The sequence below is a fragment of the Aeromonas australiensis genome (genome assembly GCF_000819725.1).
Classification (GTDB): domain Bacteria; phylum Pseudomonadota; class Gammaproteobacteria; order Enterobacterales; family Aeromonadaceae; genus Aeromonas; species Aeromonas australiensis.
Genome location: NZ_CDDH01000073.1, coordinates 14,602 through 28,915 on the forward strand (window position 1 = coordinate 14,602; position 14,314 = coordinate 28,915).

14 protein-coding genes and 1 pseudogene are annotated in these 14,314 nt (G+C 56.7%); 11 read left to right on the forward strand and 4 right to left on the reverse strand.

Annotated elements, in window-relative coordinates; translation table 11 throughout:
• The first annotated feature begins 2 nt into the window (after positions 1–2).
• From BN1117_RS12880 to BN1117_RS12890, 3 genes are all read left to right on the forward strand, one after another.
• Positions 3–578 carry a peptidylprolyl isomerase gene (locus tag BN1117_RS12880; protein ID WP_040097969.1) on the forward strand — a complete coding sequence of 192 codons (576 nt, stop codon included), beginning with the start codon at positions 3–5 and terminating at the stop codon, positions 576–578.
• Between the two features lie 174 nt (positions 579–752).
• Complete coding sequence (locus BN1117_RS12885) at positions 753–2,132, forward strand: AmpG family muropeptide MFS transporter (protein ID WP_040097971.1); 1,380 nt, start codon at positions 753–755, stop codon at positions 2,130–2,132.
• Between the two features lie 156 nt (positions 2,133–2,288).
• Positions 2,289–3,131 carry a nucleoside-specific channel-forming Tsx family protein gene (locus tag BN1117_RS12890; protein ID WP_040097973.1) on the forward strand — a complete coding sequence of 281 codons (843 nt, stop codon included), beginning with the start codon at positions 2,289–2,291 and terminating at the stop codon, positions 3,129–3,131.
• 107 nt (positions 3,132–3,238) lie between these two features.
• Here the strand turns inward: BN1117_RS12890 and BN1117_RS12895 are convergent, their stop codons facing one another.
• The gene (locus tag BN1117_RS12895; protein WP_005338634.1) at positions 3,239–3,721 is read right to left on the reverse strand and encodes a YajQ family cyclic di-GMP-binding protein; all 483 of its coding nucleotides are present in this window, start codon (positions 3,719–3,721) and stop codon (positions 3,239–3,241) included.
• Positions 3,722–3,921: 200 nt separating this feature from the next.
• Here BN1117_RS12895 and BN1117_RS12900 point away from each other — a divergent pair, with 200 nt between their 5' ends.
• On the forward strand, positions 3,922–4,875 hold the full coding sequence (locus BN1117_RS12900; RefSeq protein WP_040097976.1) for a ketopantoate reductase family protein: 954 nt from the start codon (positions 3,922–3,924) through the stop codon (positions 4,873–4,875).
• A gap of 37 nt (positions 4,876–4,912) precedes the next feature.
• Positions 4,913–5,473, forward strand: a pseudogene (locus BN1117_RS12905) (DJ-1 family glyoxalase III).
• 111 nt (positions 5,474–5,584) lie between these two features.
• Here BN1117_RS12905 and BN1117_RS12910 read toward each other — a convergent pair.
• Positions 5,585–5,791, reverse strand: a complete 207-nt coding sequence (locus tag BN1117_RS12910; protein WP_040097977.1) for a hypothetical protein — start codon at positions 5,789–5,791, stop codon at positions 5,585–5,587.
• A 131-nt stretch (positions 5,792–5,922) separates the two neighbouring features.
• Between BN1117_RS12910 and dinB the strand changes: the two genes are divergently transcribed.
• From dinB to rlmM, 6 genes are all read left to right on the forward strand, one after another.
• On the forward strand, positions 5,923–6,978 hold the full coding sequence (gene dinB, locus BN1117_RS12915) for a DNA polymerase IV (protein WP_040097979.1): 1,056 nt from the start codon (positions 5,923–5,925) through the stop codon (positions 6,976–6,978).
• A 66-nt stretch (positions 6,979–7,044) separates the two neighbouring features.
• Positions 7,045–9,186, forward strand: coding sequence for a methyl-accepting chemotaxis protein (locus BN1117_RS12920; RefSeq protein ID WP_040097981.1), 2,142 nt, complete (start codon positions 7,045–7,047; stop codon positions 9,184–9,186).
• Positions 9,187–9,470: 284 nt separating this feature from the next.
• Positions 9,471–10,391, forward strand: coding sequence for a transcriptional regulator GcvA (locus BN1117_RS12925; protein WP_040097983.1), 921 nt, complete (start codon positions 9,471–9,473; stop codon positions 10,389–10,391).
• Entirely contained in the window at positions 10,384–11,013 is a 630-nt protein-coding gene (locus BN1117_RS12930) for an alpha/beta family hydrolase (protein WP_040097985.1), read from the forward strand. Before BN1117_RS12925 ends, BN1117_RS12930 begins: the two co-directional genes overlap by 8 nt.
• 51 nt (positions 11,014–11,064) lie before the next feature.
• Positions 11,065–11,451 carry a DUF423 domain-containing protein gene (locus BN1117_RS12935; RefSeq protein ID WP_040097987.1) on the forward strand — a complete coding sequence of 129 codons (387 nt, stop codon included), beginning with the start codon at positions 11,065–11,067 and terminating at the stop codon, positions 11,449–11,451.
• On the forward strand, positions 11,444–12,538 hold the full coding sequence (rlmM, locus tag BN1117_RS12940) for a 23S rRNA (cytidine(2498)-2'-O)-methyltransferase RlmM (protein WP_040097988.1): 1,095 nt from the start codon (positions 11,444–11,446) through the stop codon (positions 12,536–12,538). The genes BN1117_RS12935 and rlmM overlap by 8 nt, the downstream gene beginning before the upstream one ends.
• Before the next feature lie 80 nt (positions 12,539–12,618).
• On the opposite strand, the gene BN1117_RS12945 is transcribed toward rlmM, so the two are convergent.
• Together BN1117_RS12945 and BN1117_RS12950 are read right to left on the reverse strand one after the other, a co-directional pair.
• The gene (locus tag BN1117_RS12945) at positions 12,619–13,077 is read right to left on the reverse strand and encodes a hypothetical protein (RefSeq protein ID WP_040097990.1); all 459 of its coding nucleotides are present in this window, start codon (positions 13,075–13,077) and stop codon (positions 12,619–12,621) included.
• A gap of 119 nt (positions 13,078–13,196) precedes the next feature.
• Positions 13,197–14,204, reverse strand: a complete 1,008-nt coding sequence (locus BN1117_RS12950; protein WP_040097992.1) for an isocitrate dehydrogenase — start codon at positions 14,202–14,204, stop codon at positions 13,197–13,199.
• Positions 14,205–14,314: the final 110 nt, after the last annotated feature.

Consider the following 14,314-nt stretch of genomic DNA (forward strand, 5'->3'; position numbering starts at 1 on the left):
TGATGAAAAAACTCTGGTTGTTGGCCATGCTGATCGCCCCGCTGGCGTTCGCGGGCCCGAAAGTCAGGATGGAGACCAACCACGGCAATATCGTGGTGGAACTGGCACCTAAGCAAGCCCCCCAGACAGTGAAGAACTTCCTGCGCTATGTCGCGGATGGCAGCTATGATGGCAGTATCTTCCACCGGGTGATCCAGGACTTCGTGGTGCAAGGCGGTGGTTACAACCAGCAGTTCCAGCAACTGCCTACCTATGAGCCGGTAGTCAACGAGTCACGCGGCGGGCTGCCCAACAAGCGTGGCTCCATCGCTATGGCTCGCACCCAGGCGGTCGACAGCGCCACTCGCCAGTTCTATTTCAATCTGGTCGACAACAACAATCTCAACGCCAATGCCGGTGCCGGCTATACCGTGTTCGGTCAGGTGGTGCAGGGGATGGCTGTGCTGGACAAACTGGCTCAGGTGCAGACCGGCTATAGCCCGATTCTGCGCGCCAAAGATGTGCCCTCCAGCCCTATCATCCTCAAGAAGGTGGTGTTGCTGGCGGATACCCCGGCAGACAAGAAAGCGGGCAAGTAAGCCTCGCCGGGTGCGGTTCGTTACCTCGCCTCAGTTAGGCCACAATACAAGGCTCATCCCGTTCGGGATGGGCCTTTTCTCTATCTGCGCTTGTTTGTGACAATCTCCCGGCTTGCCTTGGCTATCTCTCCTCAACCTGCCAAAATGGCGCACTTTTCCAACGTCGTCAGGTAGTTGAATATGGTCCGCACACCGAGTTGGCGGGAATCTCTCGCTGTCTATCTCGAAGCCCGAGTGCTCATTCTCTTTGCCATGGGCTTTTCATCGGGTCTGCCGCTGTTACTGGTATTCGGTACCCTCTCATTCTGGCTGCGCGAGGCCGATGTCAGCCTGACCGATATCGGCTATATGAGCTGGGTGGCGCTCGCCTATGGCTTTAAATGGTTGTGGTCACCGCTGGTGGATCGCATGCCGCTGCCGCTGCTATCCAGGCTGCTGGGCCGTCGTCGCAGCTGGATGCTCTTCTCCCAGCTGCTGATTGCTTCCGCGCTGGTCGGCATGGCGTTCTGCGATCCCAAGACCGAATTGGCCCAACTGGCGCTATTTGCCCTGTTGGTGGCCTTTGCCTCGGCGACCCAGGATATCGTGATCGATGCCTATCGCATCGAGTCGGCGCCGGAGCGACTGCAGGCGGCGATGGCTGCTTCTTATATGACCGGCTACCGGCTGGCGATGATCATGGCGGGGGCCGGTGCGCTGGCGCTGGCCGCCTGGTTTGGCAGCAACAGTGGCTATGACTATCGCGGCTGGCAGTTCACCTATCTGGTGATGGCGGGTCTGATGTCACTCGGGGTGATCACTACCCTGTTTTGTCACGAGCCGGATATCGATCTGGCCGGGCAGGGCAGGCAACAGGCTGAGCGCAAGGCGCTGCTGTTGCAAAAAGGGTGGCCTGCTGCGCTGGCAAGTGCCGGAGCCTGGGGCTATGAGGCTATTTGGTGCCCGTTTGCCGACTTCTTTCGTCGCTATGGCAGCTCGGCGCTGCTGATCTTGTTGCTTATCGCCTGCTATCGGGTTGCCGATGTGGTGATGGGGGTGATGTCCAACAGCTTCTATGTGGATATGCAGTTCAGCAAAACTGAAGTGGCCACTATTACCAAGGTGTTTGGTGTCATCATGACGCTGGTCGGTGCTGCATTTGGGGGGGTGTTGGTGATGCGTTTTGGCACCCTGCGAATCCTGTTTCTGGGGGCGCTGCTCACTGCCAGTACCAACCTGCTGTTCGCGCTGCTTCATCAGGTGGGTCACAACCTGGAGCTGCTGACCCTGATCATCTCGCTGGATAACCTCAGTGCCGGTATCGCCACAGCGGCCTTCGTGACCTATCTCTCCAGCCTGACCAATGTGGCATTTTCGGCCACTCAGTACGCCCTGTTCAGCTCGGTAATGTTGCTGCTACCCAAGTTGCTGGCCGGTTTTTCCGGGCAGGTTGTGGAGCAGATTGGCTACAGTGCCTTCTTTGTCGGCACCAGTTTATTGGGCTTGCCGGTGTTGTTGTTGATTGTGCTGGTCGCCAGAAAAGGGAGTGAGTTGCTCTCAGCGGCTGACAAATAGCAAGCGTTTGCGTAGAATCGGGGGTGATTAGATTCACACTTCCGGAGAAAGTTCCCGAGAAGTGGTTTCACCCCCAATTTTATTTGATTAGAATCCCTCTCGCTCCTTGTGGGCAGGCTACGGAAAACCTCAACTAACGCACAAGAGACCAATAAAATGGCCAAATTTACCAAGACTCTGATCGCTGCCGGCCTGATGGCTGCCGCCGCCACCCCGGCCTTTGCTGCTGACTACAGCGGTGATATCCACAAGAATGACTACAAGTGGTTCCAGTTCAATATCATGCATGGTGAGAACAACAAGCTGCCGTTCTCCAATAATGCTGATAATAACTACTTTGAAATGGAGTTCGGCGGTCGTTCCGGTATCTTCGATCTCTACGGCTACATTGATGTTCTGGATGTGTTCAACGAAGGCAAAGATAATTTCCATAACAAAGATAACTTTTTTATGAAGTTTGCCCCTCGCATGTCCATTGATGGGTTGACTGGTAAAGATCTCTCTTTTGGTCCGGTAAAAGAAGTTTATGTAGCGTCAGTAACTAACATTGCTGACCAAGGTCTTTTTGAAACCTATATTGGTCTGGGCTCCGACGTTGAAGTCCCATTTATGGGCAAAATGGGTTTGAATTTGATGAGTCGGTATGTTCGTGAGAACTATGGCGCATCAAATGAAGGTAAGTGGGATGGTTACATGCTTACCACCAACTGGTTCAAACCGGTATACAACTTCTCCAACGGCTCTTTCATTGCTTACCAAGGTTATCTGGATTACATGTTTGGTGCCGATGAATTGGAAAAAACCGATGCAAGCCGTACTTCTGAGTCGCTGCAGTGGTTCAACGGCCTCTATTGGCACAGTGATCGCTTTGCTCTGGGCTATGGTCTGAAGGTATACAACAATATGGCCTTCTTTAAAGATGGTGCTCAGAACTTCACTGGGGCAACCAACAATACTTCAGGTGTTGGTCATTATTTTGCCGCTACCTACAAGTTCTAATAAAACTTGGGGTACAAAAAACCGGAGCATTTGCTCCGGTTTTTTTATGGCCGCGATTTAGATAGCGTGGCGCGAGTCATCAAGTGCGCCACGGCTGAGTGGATAAATCAGTCGCGGAAGTTCTGGAACTGCATCGGTTGACCCAGTTCGGCGCCACGGACCAGTGCCATGGTCTCTTGCAGGTCGTCACGCTTCTTGCCGGTGACACGTACTTCATCACCCTGGATGGCGACCTGTACCTTGATTTTTGAGTCCTTGATAAGCTTCACCAGCTTCTTGGCGATCTCTTTCTCGATACCCTGCTTGAATTTGACGGTCAGGTGGAAGCGCTTGCCGGAGTGAACTGAGTCACCCACTTCCATCGAGCTGTTTTCGATGTTGCGCTTGAGCAGGGCACCGCGCAGGATTTCGACCATCTGCTTGAGCTGGAAATCGGCATCGGCTTCCAGTTTTACCTCTTCCTTGTTCAACTCGAAGCTGGCTTCTACCCCACGAAAATCGAAACGGGTGGCCAGTTCACGATTGGCGTTGTCGACTGCGTTCAACACCTCGTTCATTTTGACTTCAGAGACAATATCGAATGACGGCATAGCCGAAGCTCCTCATGTTGCGTTATCGGGGGGCAAATCTACCAGAAAACGGGCAAATTTGCTGATTTTGATGGGGTTGCTCTGCTAGAATCCCCTGCGCACAGAACGGGTGGACCCGTTAGTGTCCATCAGCGATATCTTCATTTATCCCCGGTAACAGGTTGAGAGGATTGCAACCCTTACCCTGACAGAGTCACACCATGCCAAGCGGATTAAAAAATTCCCGACAGCCCGTTATTCCACCCGTTACTCCGAAGTGGTCGCTGTTGGGTTGTGGCGCCCTCGGCGGCGTTTTTGCCTCCCTGCTGACCCAGAGTGGTCAATCCACCCGTGTCTTGTTGCGCGAACATCATAAGTCAACGCTCCATCCGGGGTTCGATTTCACCTCGCTGGAGGGGCAGGTACAACTGCTCAATATCGAGCGCGGATTTGTCAGCAAACCCGGCAAGATCCAGCGTCTGCTGGTGATGACCAAGGCCAGTCAGGTGATTGCCGCACTGACACCGCTGGTGGACAATCTGGATGCCGGCGTGCCGATCGTGCTGCTGCACAATGGTATGGGTATTGCCGAGCAGGTGGTCGAGATGTTCCCGCACAATCCGGTGATTGCCGGCGTCACCAGCCATGGTGCCATGCAGGGCGGTCATTTCGTGTTCCGTCATACTGGCAAGGGCGAAACTTGGCTTGGCCCGATCAACGATGCCGCCAAGGCCCATGCCGCGCTCGCGGATGAGCTGGCGCTGGCACTGGGGCAGGCTGGCTGGGATGAGCAGGTATTGACGCGCCAGTGGCAAAAGCTGGCCATCAACTGTGCCATCAACCCCCTGACGGCCCTCTACAAGCTGAAAAATGGCGAGCTGGCTGGCCCCCGTTTTGCCGATGCCCTGCAGCAGATCTGCGTGGAAGTGGCGGATGTGATGTGCGCCGAAGGAGTTGCAGCCACGGCCGAAGAGTTGCAGCGCCGGGTGATGACTGTGGTGGAACTGACCGCTGACAATTACTCCTCCATGTATCAGGATATGGAGCTGGGACGCGAGACCGAGATTGAGGCCATCACCGGTTTCCTGCTGGCCAAGGCTGCCCGGCATGGCATTGCCGTACCGGTCAATCAGGGTCTCTATCAGGCGATCAAAGAGAAGAGTCAGGCCGTCTGATCTTTTATATGGCAGAGCAAGCAGCAAGGAGGCGAACATGAGTGTACTGGTGCTGGTGGCCCCCGGGTCGGAAGAGATAGAGACGGTTGCCATTGTCGATACCCTGGTGCGCGCCAGCATCGAGGTGGTGCTGGCCTCTTGCTGTCCTGCCGGAGCCCGGTAGGTGAGGGCGTCGCGCGGGGTCCAGCTGGTGGCCGATTGTCATATCGACGAGCTGACCCGTCGGGACTTTGAAGCGATCGTGGTGCCTGGCGGTTTGCCCGGCAGCGAAGTGATCCGCGATACCCCGCTGGCTATCGTTCTGCTCAAAGAGCAGGCCGCTCTTGGCCGCTGGCGCGCTGCCATCTGCGCCGCCCCTGTGGTGGTGTTGCAACATCACGCTCTGCTGGCTAGTGCCCTCGTCACCTGTCATCCCGGCTTTCAGCCCCAACTGCCAGCATCGCAGTTGTCACATGAGCGGGTAGTCAGGGATGAGGCTCATCGCCTTATCACCAGTCAGGGGCCGGGCAGTGCCATCGAGTTTGCGCTTGAACTGGTACGGGTACTGCGTGGGGATGAGTTGGCGGCCACTGTCGCTGGCCCTATGGTGCTGCCTTGAGCGCACACGGCTGCTGAATCCAGCTGATCATGCATTGCAACACGGGCCCCGATCATCTTGATCGGGGCCCGTTTGTTATCTGCCGTTGTCGGTCACGCCATCTTGTCCTGCTCAGTAGTCGTACTGTGAGCACTGTTTTTTGTTGTACTCCGTTTTCCAGCGTGCCAACTCCTGCTCTGTGCCGAGCTTGTCCCCTTTCTTGATGGCCTGCTCCAGTATCCCAATCCGGTCGTATAGCCAGCGACACTCTGCCGTCGGGTTGTTCTTGCCGATGCCGGTTAGCGGCAGCAAGCAGAGTCCCAACCAAAGATATTTCATCCCGAACGCTCCTTGTTATTGTGGTGGTAAAGGCCTCTTTGGAGTCTACCATTTTAGCCGCAACGAGAGAGATAGAGCTGCGGCTATCCTTGGGGTAAGATGGTGCTGTGTCTGTTTATTTATACAGTGGTATGCGCAAGATCATCCATATCGACATGGACTGCTTTTTTGCCGCGGTGGAGATGCGGGACAATCCGGCGCTGCGGGAGGTGCCGCTTGCCATCGGCGGGGCTTCCGAGCGGCGCGGCGTCATCTCGACCTGCAACTATGTGGCGCGCCGGTTCGGGGTGCGCTCCGCCATGCCGAGCGCACTGGCGAAAAAACTCTGCCCGCCGCTGGTGCTCATTCCCGGGCGGATGGCTGTGTACAAGGATATCTCCCGTCAGCTTAGGGCCATTTTCCTGCGCTATACCGATCAGGTTGAACCGCTGTCGCTGGACGAGGCTTACCTCGACGTGACCCACAGCCGCTGCTGTGGCGGCAGCGCCACCCTGATGGCCCAAGAGATCCGGCAAGCCATCGTCACCGAACTGGGATTGACCGCTTCGGCCGGAGTGGCTCCCAACAAGTTTCTCGCCAAGCTCGCCTCGGAGCAGCGCAAGCCTGATGGTCTGTTTGTCATTCGTCCCGACGAAGTGGCTGAGTTTGTCTGTCAGTTGCCCCTCGGCAAACTGCCCGGGGTGGGGCGCAAGACCGCCGAGCGGCTGGAGGCGCAGGGGCTTTATACCTGCGAGGATGCCCGGACCTTGTCGGCACAAGAGCTGTGCAGCCGCTTTGGCAAGCTGGGGGAGATGCTGACTACCCGGATCTGGGGCGTGGATGAGCAGCCGGTACAGGCGCACCGGATCCGCAAAACCATCGGGGTGGAGACCACGCTGGCGAGCGATCTCTGTGACGAAGCCGCCTGCCTGACGGTATTGCAACAACTGTTGCCGGAGCTGGAGCGACGCTTTCAGCTGGCGTGTCCTGTCGAGCAGGTGATGGGGCAGGGAATCAAGCTCAAATTTGCCGACTTCCAGCAGACCACCGTTTATCGCAGTCAGGGGGGCTATCAGTCAGCCTTGTTTACCCCCCTGCTCAAAGAGGGGTTACAACGGGCGCAAGGGCGTTCGGTTCGCCTGCTGGGCTTGGTGGTGGGTTTGCCAAAAGAGGGTGAAGTTAATCAACTCTCGCTGGATTTGCTGTGAGAGAGTTAAGTTTTTGTTTATAAAGTCGATAATCTATCCATATCTGTATGAAACAGGAATATTGGCATGAGTGCTCTTTCTGTCCAGGGTCGGATTACCCTGATCGCCGGTTGCTGTCTGTTGGTGACAGCCGCCGCTCTGGTTGCCTCTTCGATTTACAACGCGAACAAGATGCAACAGCAGGTGCGCCAAGCCACCCTGCACGAGGCGCAGCAGTCGGCCGAAAACTGGATGAAGGCGATGGGATCGGAGCAGGCGGCCAAGGTGACCAGTTATCTCGATGAAGCCTATTTCCGGGCCAGTTTGCTGGCCGATAGCGTGTTGTTCCAGCGCAAGAATGCGGCCGAGAACTTTGTCCATTCACAAGTGCTGCGCAGCGCTGTCAATCAGCAATTGCACGATGCCGTTGCCTCATCGACCAATCTGCTTGGTGTCTATGCGGTGTTCGAGCCTGATCAGCTGGATGGGGAAGATAGCAACTATCAGGGCTCAACGGAGTTAGGCTCCAACGACAAGGGGCGTTTCTCCAGTTACTGGGCCTATGACAACGGCAAGATAGTGTCTGAGGTACAGGATGAGGATGTGCTGGCCGATGAGAGCCCGACCGAAGCTGGTGGCATCGAGAACGAGTGGTATCGCTGCAGTATTCGCACCCGGGCCCTCTGCCTGCTGGAGCCTTATCTTGATGATGTGGGCGACAAACAGATGCTGATGACCTCGGTGACGGTGCCACTACTGGAGCAGGAGAGGGTGTTGGGGATGGTCGGGGTCGATATTTCGCTGTCCACCTTGCAGAGTCTGGTCAGTGCCATGGACAAGGCGCTCTATGACGGCAAGGGCAGAATCTTGCTGGTCAGTCACGAGGGAAAAGTGGCGGGCGCCGATGAGTTTGATGTGATTCTGGGGCAGGGGCTGGGTCAGCAGTATCAGGGGTTGGCCAGCGAGCTGAAAGGGTGGCTTACTCAGGGTCAGGCGCTGACGCGCTGGAGCCGCGATGGCGCCCTGTTGCAGACCTTTGTTCCGCTCTCCATGCGTGGCACCGACCGTCATTGGGGTATCTACATTGAATTGCCGCGGACCGTAGTGCTGGCCTCGGCCCAGCAACTGCAGGATGATCTGGCCAGTGAGGCCAAGCGCAGCGTGGTCTCGCAGCTATCGATCGGAGTGCTTATCTCGCTGGTGGCACTGAGTTTTATCTGGTTGATGGCACGCCAGATTGTGGCGCCCATCCGCGCCGTGGTTGCTCGTCTAAAGGACATTGCCAGCGGCGAGGGGGATTTGACCCAGCGTATCGAGATCCAGCGGCAAGACGAGATCGGTGAGCTGGCCAAGTGGTTCAACAGCTTCCTCAACAAGTTGCAATCCACCATCCGTCAGGTGATTACGACAGTTGAAGGAACCCGCAGTAGTGCCGAACAAGCGGCCCTGGTTGCGGAGCGAACGAGTGGTGGTATGCAGGCTCAATATCAGGAGATCGACCTGGTGGCGACGGCATTTGAAGAGCTCAGTGCCACTGCATTGCAGGTCAGTGGTAATGCCGCTGCCGCAGTAGCGGCGGCGAACACCACTGACGCCGCGGCGCAAGAGGGCAAATATGTGGTGGCTGACACTCAGGAGGCGATGCGCAAGCTGATGACCATCATCAATAATGCCCAGCCGGTGGTAGAGCGGCTCTCGGCCAACAGCGACAACATCAATGACATCCTCATCGTGATCCAGGGGATTGCCGAGCAGACCAACTTGCTGGCGCTGAATGCGGCTATTGAAGCGGCGCGGGCCGGTGAGCAGGGCCGAGGTTTTGCCGTAGTGGCCGATGAGGTGCGCAATCTGGCCGGTCGTACCCAGAATGCTATTGTCGAGATCCAGAACCTGATCAGTCAGCTGCAATCCGGTACCGGTGCTGTGGTCAAGGCGATCAGCGATGGTCACGAGCAGGCTGGCGAGACCCTTGCCAAGGTGGATCTCTCGGTGCAGGTGCTGGAGCAGATCATCCAGTCGGTCTCCACCATCCATCAGATGAACGAGCAGATTGCCCGGGCGGCGCAGGAGCAGAGCCGGGTGGCGGACGAGATCAACCGTAATGTCAGCAACATTCGCGATGTAAGCCACACTATCCGGGCTGAAGCTGCGAGCTCTGCCGAAAATGGCCGCGAGCTTTCGGCTCTGGCGGATAAACAGCAGCAACTGGTGGGGCAGTTCAAGGTATAGAAAGGATAAAAAAAGGCGCCATCCAGCTGGAGGCGCCAAACACATTCAGATGACAGACTGGGTCAAACCGGTGAGATTTGAGCCCCTCTTCCCGCAGAGGAAGAAACACAACACCACAATCACAGTCGAAATACTCACGAAAAACACATGCAAACCAACATGTAGTAGAAAATGTGAGCCATATGACGACTGATTGCTGGGCGAATTATGTTTATTCACTGGTCGACCCGCAACCGACAAATTATAATGCGCCCCATTAGAAAAACTCATCTTCGGCTGGTGTCATGTCTCGTCGTTTACCCCCGCTCAATGCCCTCAAGGCGTTTGAAGCAGCGGCTCGTCACTTAAGCTTTACCCGCGCAGCAGAAGAGCTGTTTGTGACCCAAGCTGCCATCAGCCACCAGATCAAGGCGCTGGAGGAGTATCTTGGCATCAAGCTGTTCCGCCGCAAAAATCGCTCCTTGTTGCTTACCGAAGAGGGGCAGAGTTACTTCCTTGATATCAAGGATATCTTTGCCTCCATCTCTGAGGCGACCGACAAGCTGCTGGCCCGTAGTGCCAAGGGGGCGTTGACTGTCAGTCTGCAGCCGAGTTTTGCCATCCAGTGGCTGGTGCCGCGGCTGGTCAAGTTCAGCGAGCGCCACCCCGATATCGATGTACGGATCAAGGCGGTCGATCTCGATGAAGGATCGCTTACCGATGATGTGGATGTCGCCATCTACTACGGGCGCGGCAACTGGCCGGGTCTGCGCTCGGACAAGCTGCATACCGAATACCTGATCCCGGTCTGTTCCCCCTTGCTGCTGACCGGGCCCAAACCGCTGCGTACGCCGCAAGATTTGACTCTTCATACCCTGCTGCACGATACCTCCCGTCGCGACTGGAAGGCCTGGTTCCGCCAGCTTGATATCGATGCACCCAACGTCAATCAGGGGCCCATCTTCAGCCACTCCACCATGGTGATCCAGGCGGCGATCCACGGCCAGGGGGTGGCGCTTGGCCACAGCGTGCTGGCACAACCCGAGATTGAGGCCGGCCGCCTTATCTGCCCGTTCGAGCAGGTGCTGGTGAGCAAAAATGCCTTCTATCTGGTGTGCCAGGAGCAACAGTCGGATCAGGGCAAGATCGTTGCCTTCCGTGACTGGATGCTGGAGCTGGTGGAGCAGGAAGAGGCACGTCGCAGGGCAAGGCTCGCCGATGCCTGATGTGATCCGCGAGGGGGCAATGGATGCCCCCGTTCGCATTTTGCTGGCCCACGGTGCGGGTGCAGGGATGGATCATGCCTTTCTTGCCGAGTTGTCACGCCTGCTGGCTGGCCCCGACATCGAAGTGGTGCGCTTCAACTTTCCCTACATGACCAAGCGAGCACAGGATGGCAAGCGCCGCCCGCCGGACAGGGCGCCTGTGCTGCTCACCCATTGGCACGACATGATCCGCGAGTTTGCCCATCCTCGGCTGTTTTTGGCAGGCAAGTCGATGGGCGGGCGGATGGCGGCGGAACTGTATCGTGAAGGCGAGGGTGAGATGAATGCTGCAGGATTGCTCATTCTCGGGTATCCTTTCCACCCTCCGGCCAAGCCCGACAGCTGGCGAGGCGAGGTACTCAAGCATATTGCAGTGCCAACCCTGCTGTTGCAGGGTGAGCGCGATACCTTCGGTAGTCGCGCCGAACTGGCAGATTTCCCCTTCTCACCCGCCGTATCGCTCCATTGGTTGACCGATGGTGATCATGGTTTCAAACCGCGTAAAGCCAGTGGCGTGAGTGAGCAGGAGAATATGCAGCATGCGGCGGCGGCCATCAGCCAGTTTGTGGCCCGGCACGGATAGCACGAGAGGGTTGGTGTGATTGCCAGCTGTGATGAGAGAGGGAGAGTGAGGATGCAGATCCATCGACATTGGCTGATACTGGCCGGTCTCTTCGGGTTGACGGCCACCATGCTGGGGGCGTATGGCGCCCATGGATTGGCGGCGACCGGCATTACGCCCGAGCGTCTGGCGGCATTCAATACCGCCGTGCAATATCAGTTTTTTCACGCATTGGCCCTGTTGGTTCTGGGCTGGTGTGGTGTGCGCAGCAAGGTGATCCACCTGGCTGGCACCGCTTTTGTGCTGGGGATCATCGGATTCTCCGGCAGTATTTACGCCATGGTGCTGCTTGGCAGCAAGGGGCTGGGGTTGATTACCCCGGCTGGTGGCCTCTGTTTTATGTTGGGATGGGCGGCCCTCTGCTGGGCTGGCTGTCGTCTTGGAGGAAAAAATGAATAATCTGCTGCTTTATTGCCGCCCCGGTTTTGAGAAAGAGGCGGCTGCAGAGATCACCGAGCGTGCCGGTAACATGCAGTGCTACGGTTTCGCCCGGGTCAAGGACGACAGCGGTTATGTGATCTTCGAACTGTATGACGAGGAGCAGGCGGACCTGCTGGCGCGCAAGCTGCCGTTCCGGGAGCTCATCTTCATCCGCCAGATGCTGGTGGTCACCCATGAGCTGAAGGGGCTGGATGTCGCGGACAGGATCACCCCCATTATCGAAGCCGTGCGTGAGTACACCATTTGCGGCGATCTGCGAGTCGAGACCGCGGATACCAACGAAGCGAAAGAGCTGTCGGCCTTCTGCCGCAAGTTCACCGTGCCACTACGTCAGGCACTGCGCAGCAACGAGATCCTGACCAAGAAGGAGACGCCGAACCGTCCGGTGTTCCACGCCTTCTTCATGGCCAATGATCATGTGCTGCTGGGGTACTCCTACTCCTTCAATAACTCCACATTCCACATGGGGATCCCGCGTCTGCGCTTCCCGGCCGATGCGCCGAGCCGCTCCAGCCTCAAGCTGGAAGAGGCATTTTACGTGTTTGTGCCGCGGGAAGAGTGGGATGTGCGTCTCTGCTCTGGCATCAAAGCGGTGGATCTGGGGGCTTGCCCGGGTGGCTGGACCTATCAGCTGGTGCGCCGTGGCATGATGGTGACGGCGGTCGACAACGGCATGATGGCCCAATCCCTGATGGATACCGGTCAGGTCAAGCATATCCGGGATGACGGGTTCGTCTGGCGTCCGAGCAAGAAGAACACCTACTGGTTGGTGTGCGATATGGTCGATAAACCGGCGCGGGTCGTTCACATGATTGCGGACTGGTTCCGCGAGGGTGACTGCCAGGAGGCGATGTTCAACCTCAAGCTGCCGATGAAGAAGCGGTATGCCGAGTCGGTGCACAATATCGAGGTATTGCGCGAGATGCTCAAGGAGATCGACAATGCGTTCGTGATCCAGGCCAAGCAGCTCTACCACGATCGGGAAGAGATCACCGTGCATGTTTACAACAAGTACTGGGTCTCCAAACTCGAGCCGAAGGCGTGATGTAGCCGTTGTGCCCGTACGATAAATACCAAGGCCGACAGGGAAACCTGTCGGCCTTGTGCTATTCAGGGCTCGAACAATCAAAAACGGTAATCGAGGCGCAGGGAAGATTCATCGTCAGTCACCTTGATCTCGAGCTGCAGCGGGATGGTTTTGTCGACCGGATTGAATTGCATTTTTATCCCGTCTCCTCTCAGCCTGAGGGCGGTGTTCATTCCGCCAGCCTTGAACTTGACCTTGGGTCTGAAGCGTTCAACCGACAGGCTGACGCTCTTTTCCGGGGTCAGATTGAGCTGCGGGTAGGAGGTGAGCTTTTGATGACCAAAGTTGTCGATGGAGACTTCAATACCAAACGACAGGGGTTTGGGCGCTTTGAGCAGATCATTGGTATCCATGCTGGAGCGCCATACCTCGGTGGCCGTCCGTTTTTCCTGCTGTGGCAGTTTGGCGGTTTGGCTTGATTGAGCCTGTTCGAAGGCACTGGCAGTGCCACACACCAGCAGCAGACCCGACACCAGATAGCACCCGTATCCCTTCATGAAAAACACTCCCTGTTCTTCTTCTCTATTGAACATAGCTGCTGTCTGGGGTGTGGCAAAGGATTCGGAAGTATAAAAAAGGGAGCCGAAGCTCCCCTTTTTTAAATCAATGGATTAACTCACAACCGATCGATGATGGCCTGGGTGAATTCGCTGGTGGACGCCGTACCGCCCAGATCGCGGGTGACCCGATCACCGGATTCGATGGTGGCTCGTACTGCCTCGCGGATCCGCTCGGCTTTATCCTGCATACCGAGGTACTCCAGCATCTGGATGGAGGCGAGGATCACCGAGGTCGGGTTAGCAATGTTCTTGCCTGCGATATCGGGTGCAGAGCCATGGACCGCTTCGAAAATGGCGGCTCCATCGCCGATGTTGGCGCCGGGCGCCATGCCCAGCCCCCCGACCAGACCAGCGCAGAGATCAGAGAGAATATCGCCGAACAGGTTGGTGGTGACCATGACATCGAAACGCTCCGGATACATCACCAGATTCATGCAGGCGGCATCGACGATCATCTCTTCGCTCTGGATATCCGGGTAGTGGCTGGCGATTTCACGGGCTACTTCGAGGAACAGGCCGGAGGTCGACTTGAGGATGTTGGCCTTGTGGATGATGGTGACTTTTTTGCGGCCCTCCTGGCGGGCTAGCTCGAAGGCGAATTTGACGATACGTTCGGCCCCTTCACGGGTGATGATGCTCATTGCCTCCGCATTGCGATTGTCTTCGCTGCGCTTCTGGCCAGCCCCCGAGTACATCCCTTCGGTATTTTCGCGCACCGTGATGATATCGATGTTGTCGTAGCGGCTCTTGGTCCCCTTAAAGGAGATGACCGGACGCACGTTGGCGTAGAGGTTGAACTTCTTGCGCAGGGAGACGTTGATGGAGGTAAAGCCGCCACCGACCGGTGTGGTCAACGGCCCTTTCAGGCTCACCTTGTTCTTCTCAATCAGATCCAGGGTAGCCTGGGGCAGCAGTTCGCCATGTTTCTCCAGCGCGACCAGACCGGCATCCGCATATTCGTATTCGAAGTCACAGCCAGCGTGAGTCAGGATCTGGATGGCTGATTCGATGATGCTGGGGCCAATACCATCGCCGGGGATCACGGTAATTTTTCTTTTCGACATGAGAGGGTTCCACTTCCAGGGTACAGGGGAGGATGGGGCTGCTTTATAGCATTTGCTTAGCAATCTCACCACATTCCTTTACATTCTACTCGCTTTCGACAACTGCGGAG

Excerpts from the sequence above, each read along its gene's own strand:
- BN1117_RS12880 (WP_040097969.1), top strand. The coding sequence starts at position 3 with ATGAAAAAACTCTGGTTGTTGGCCATGCTGATCGCCCCGCTGGCGTTC.
- BN1117_RS12890 (WP_040097973.1), top strand. The coding sequence starts at position 2,289 with ATGGCCAAATTTACCAAGACTCTGATCGCTGCCGGCCTGATGGCTGCC.
- BN1117_RS12895 (WP_005338634.1), bottom strand. The coding sequence starts at position 3,721 with ATGCCGTCATTCGATATTGTCTCTGAAGTCAAAATGAACGAGGTGTTG.
- BN1117_RS12900 (WP_040097976.1), top strand. The coding sequence starts at position 3,922 with ATGCCAAGCGGATTAAAAAATTCCCGACAGCCCGTTATTCCACCCGTT.
- BN1117_RS12910 (WP_040097977.1), bottom strand. The coding sequence starts at position 5,791 with ATGAAATATCTTTGGTTGGGACTCTGCTTGCTGCCGCTAACCGGCATC.
- dinB (WP_040097979.1), top strand. The coding sequence starts at position 5,923 with ATGCGCAAGATCATCCATATCGACATGGACTGCTTTTTTGCCGCGGTG.
- BN1117_RS12920 (WP_040097981.1), top strand. The coding sequence starts at position 7,045 with ATGAGTGCTCTTTCTGTCCAGGGTCGGATTACCCTGATCGCCGGTTGC.
- BN1117_RS12925 (WP_040097983.1), top strand. The coding sequence starts at position 9,471 with ATGTCTCGTCGTTTACCCCCGCTCAATGCCCTCAAGGCGTTTGAAGCA.
- BN1117_RS12930 (WP_040097985.1), top strand. The coding sequence starts at position 10,384 with ATGCCTGATGTGATCCGCGAGGGGGCAATGGATGCCCCCGTTCGCATT.
- BN1117_RS12935 (WP_040097987.1), top strand. The coding sequence starts at position 11,065 with ATGCAGATCCATCGACATTGGCTGATACTGGCCGGTCTCTTCGGGTTG.
- rlmM (WP_040097988.1), top strand. The coding sequence starts at position 11,444 with ATGAATAATCTGCTGCTTTATTGCCGCCCCGGTTTTGAGAAAGAGGCG.
- BN1117_RS12945 (WP_040097990.1), bottom strand. The coding sequence starts at position 13,077 with ATGAAGGGATACGGGTGCTATCTGGTGTCGGGTCTGCTGCTGGTGTGT.
- BN1117_RS12950 (WP_040097992.1), bottom strand. The coding sequence starts at position 14,204 with ATGTCGAAAAGAAAAATTACCGTGATCCCCGGCGATGGTATTGGCCCC.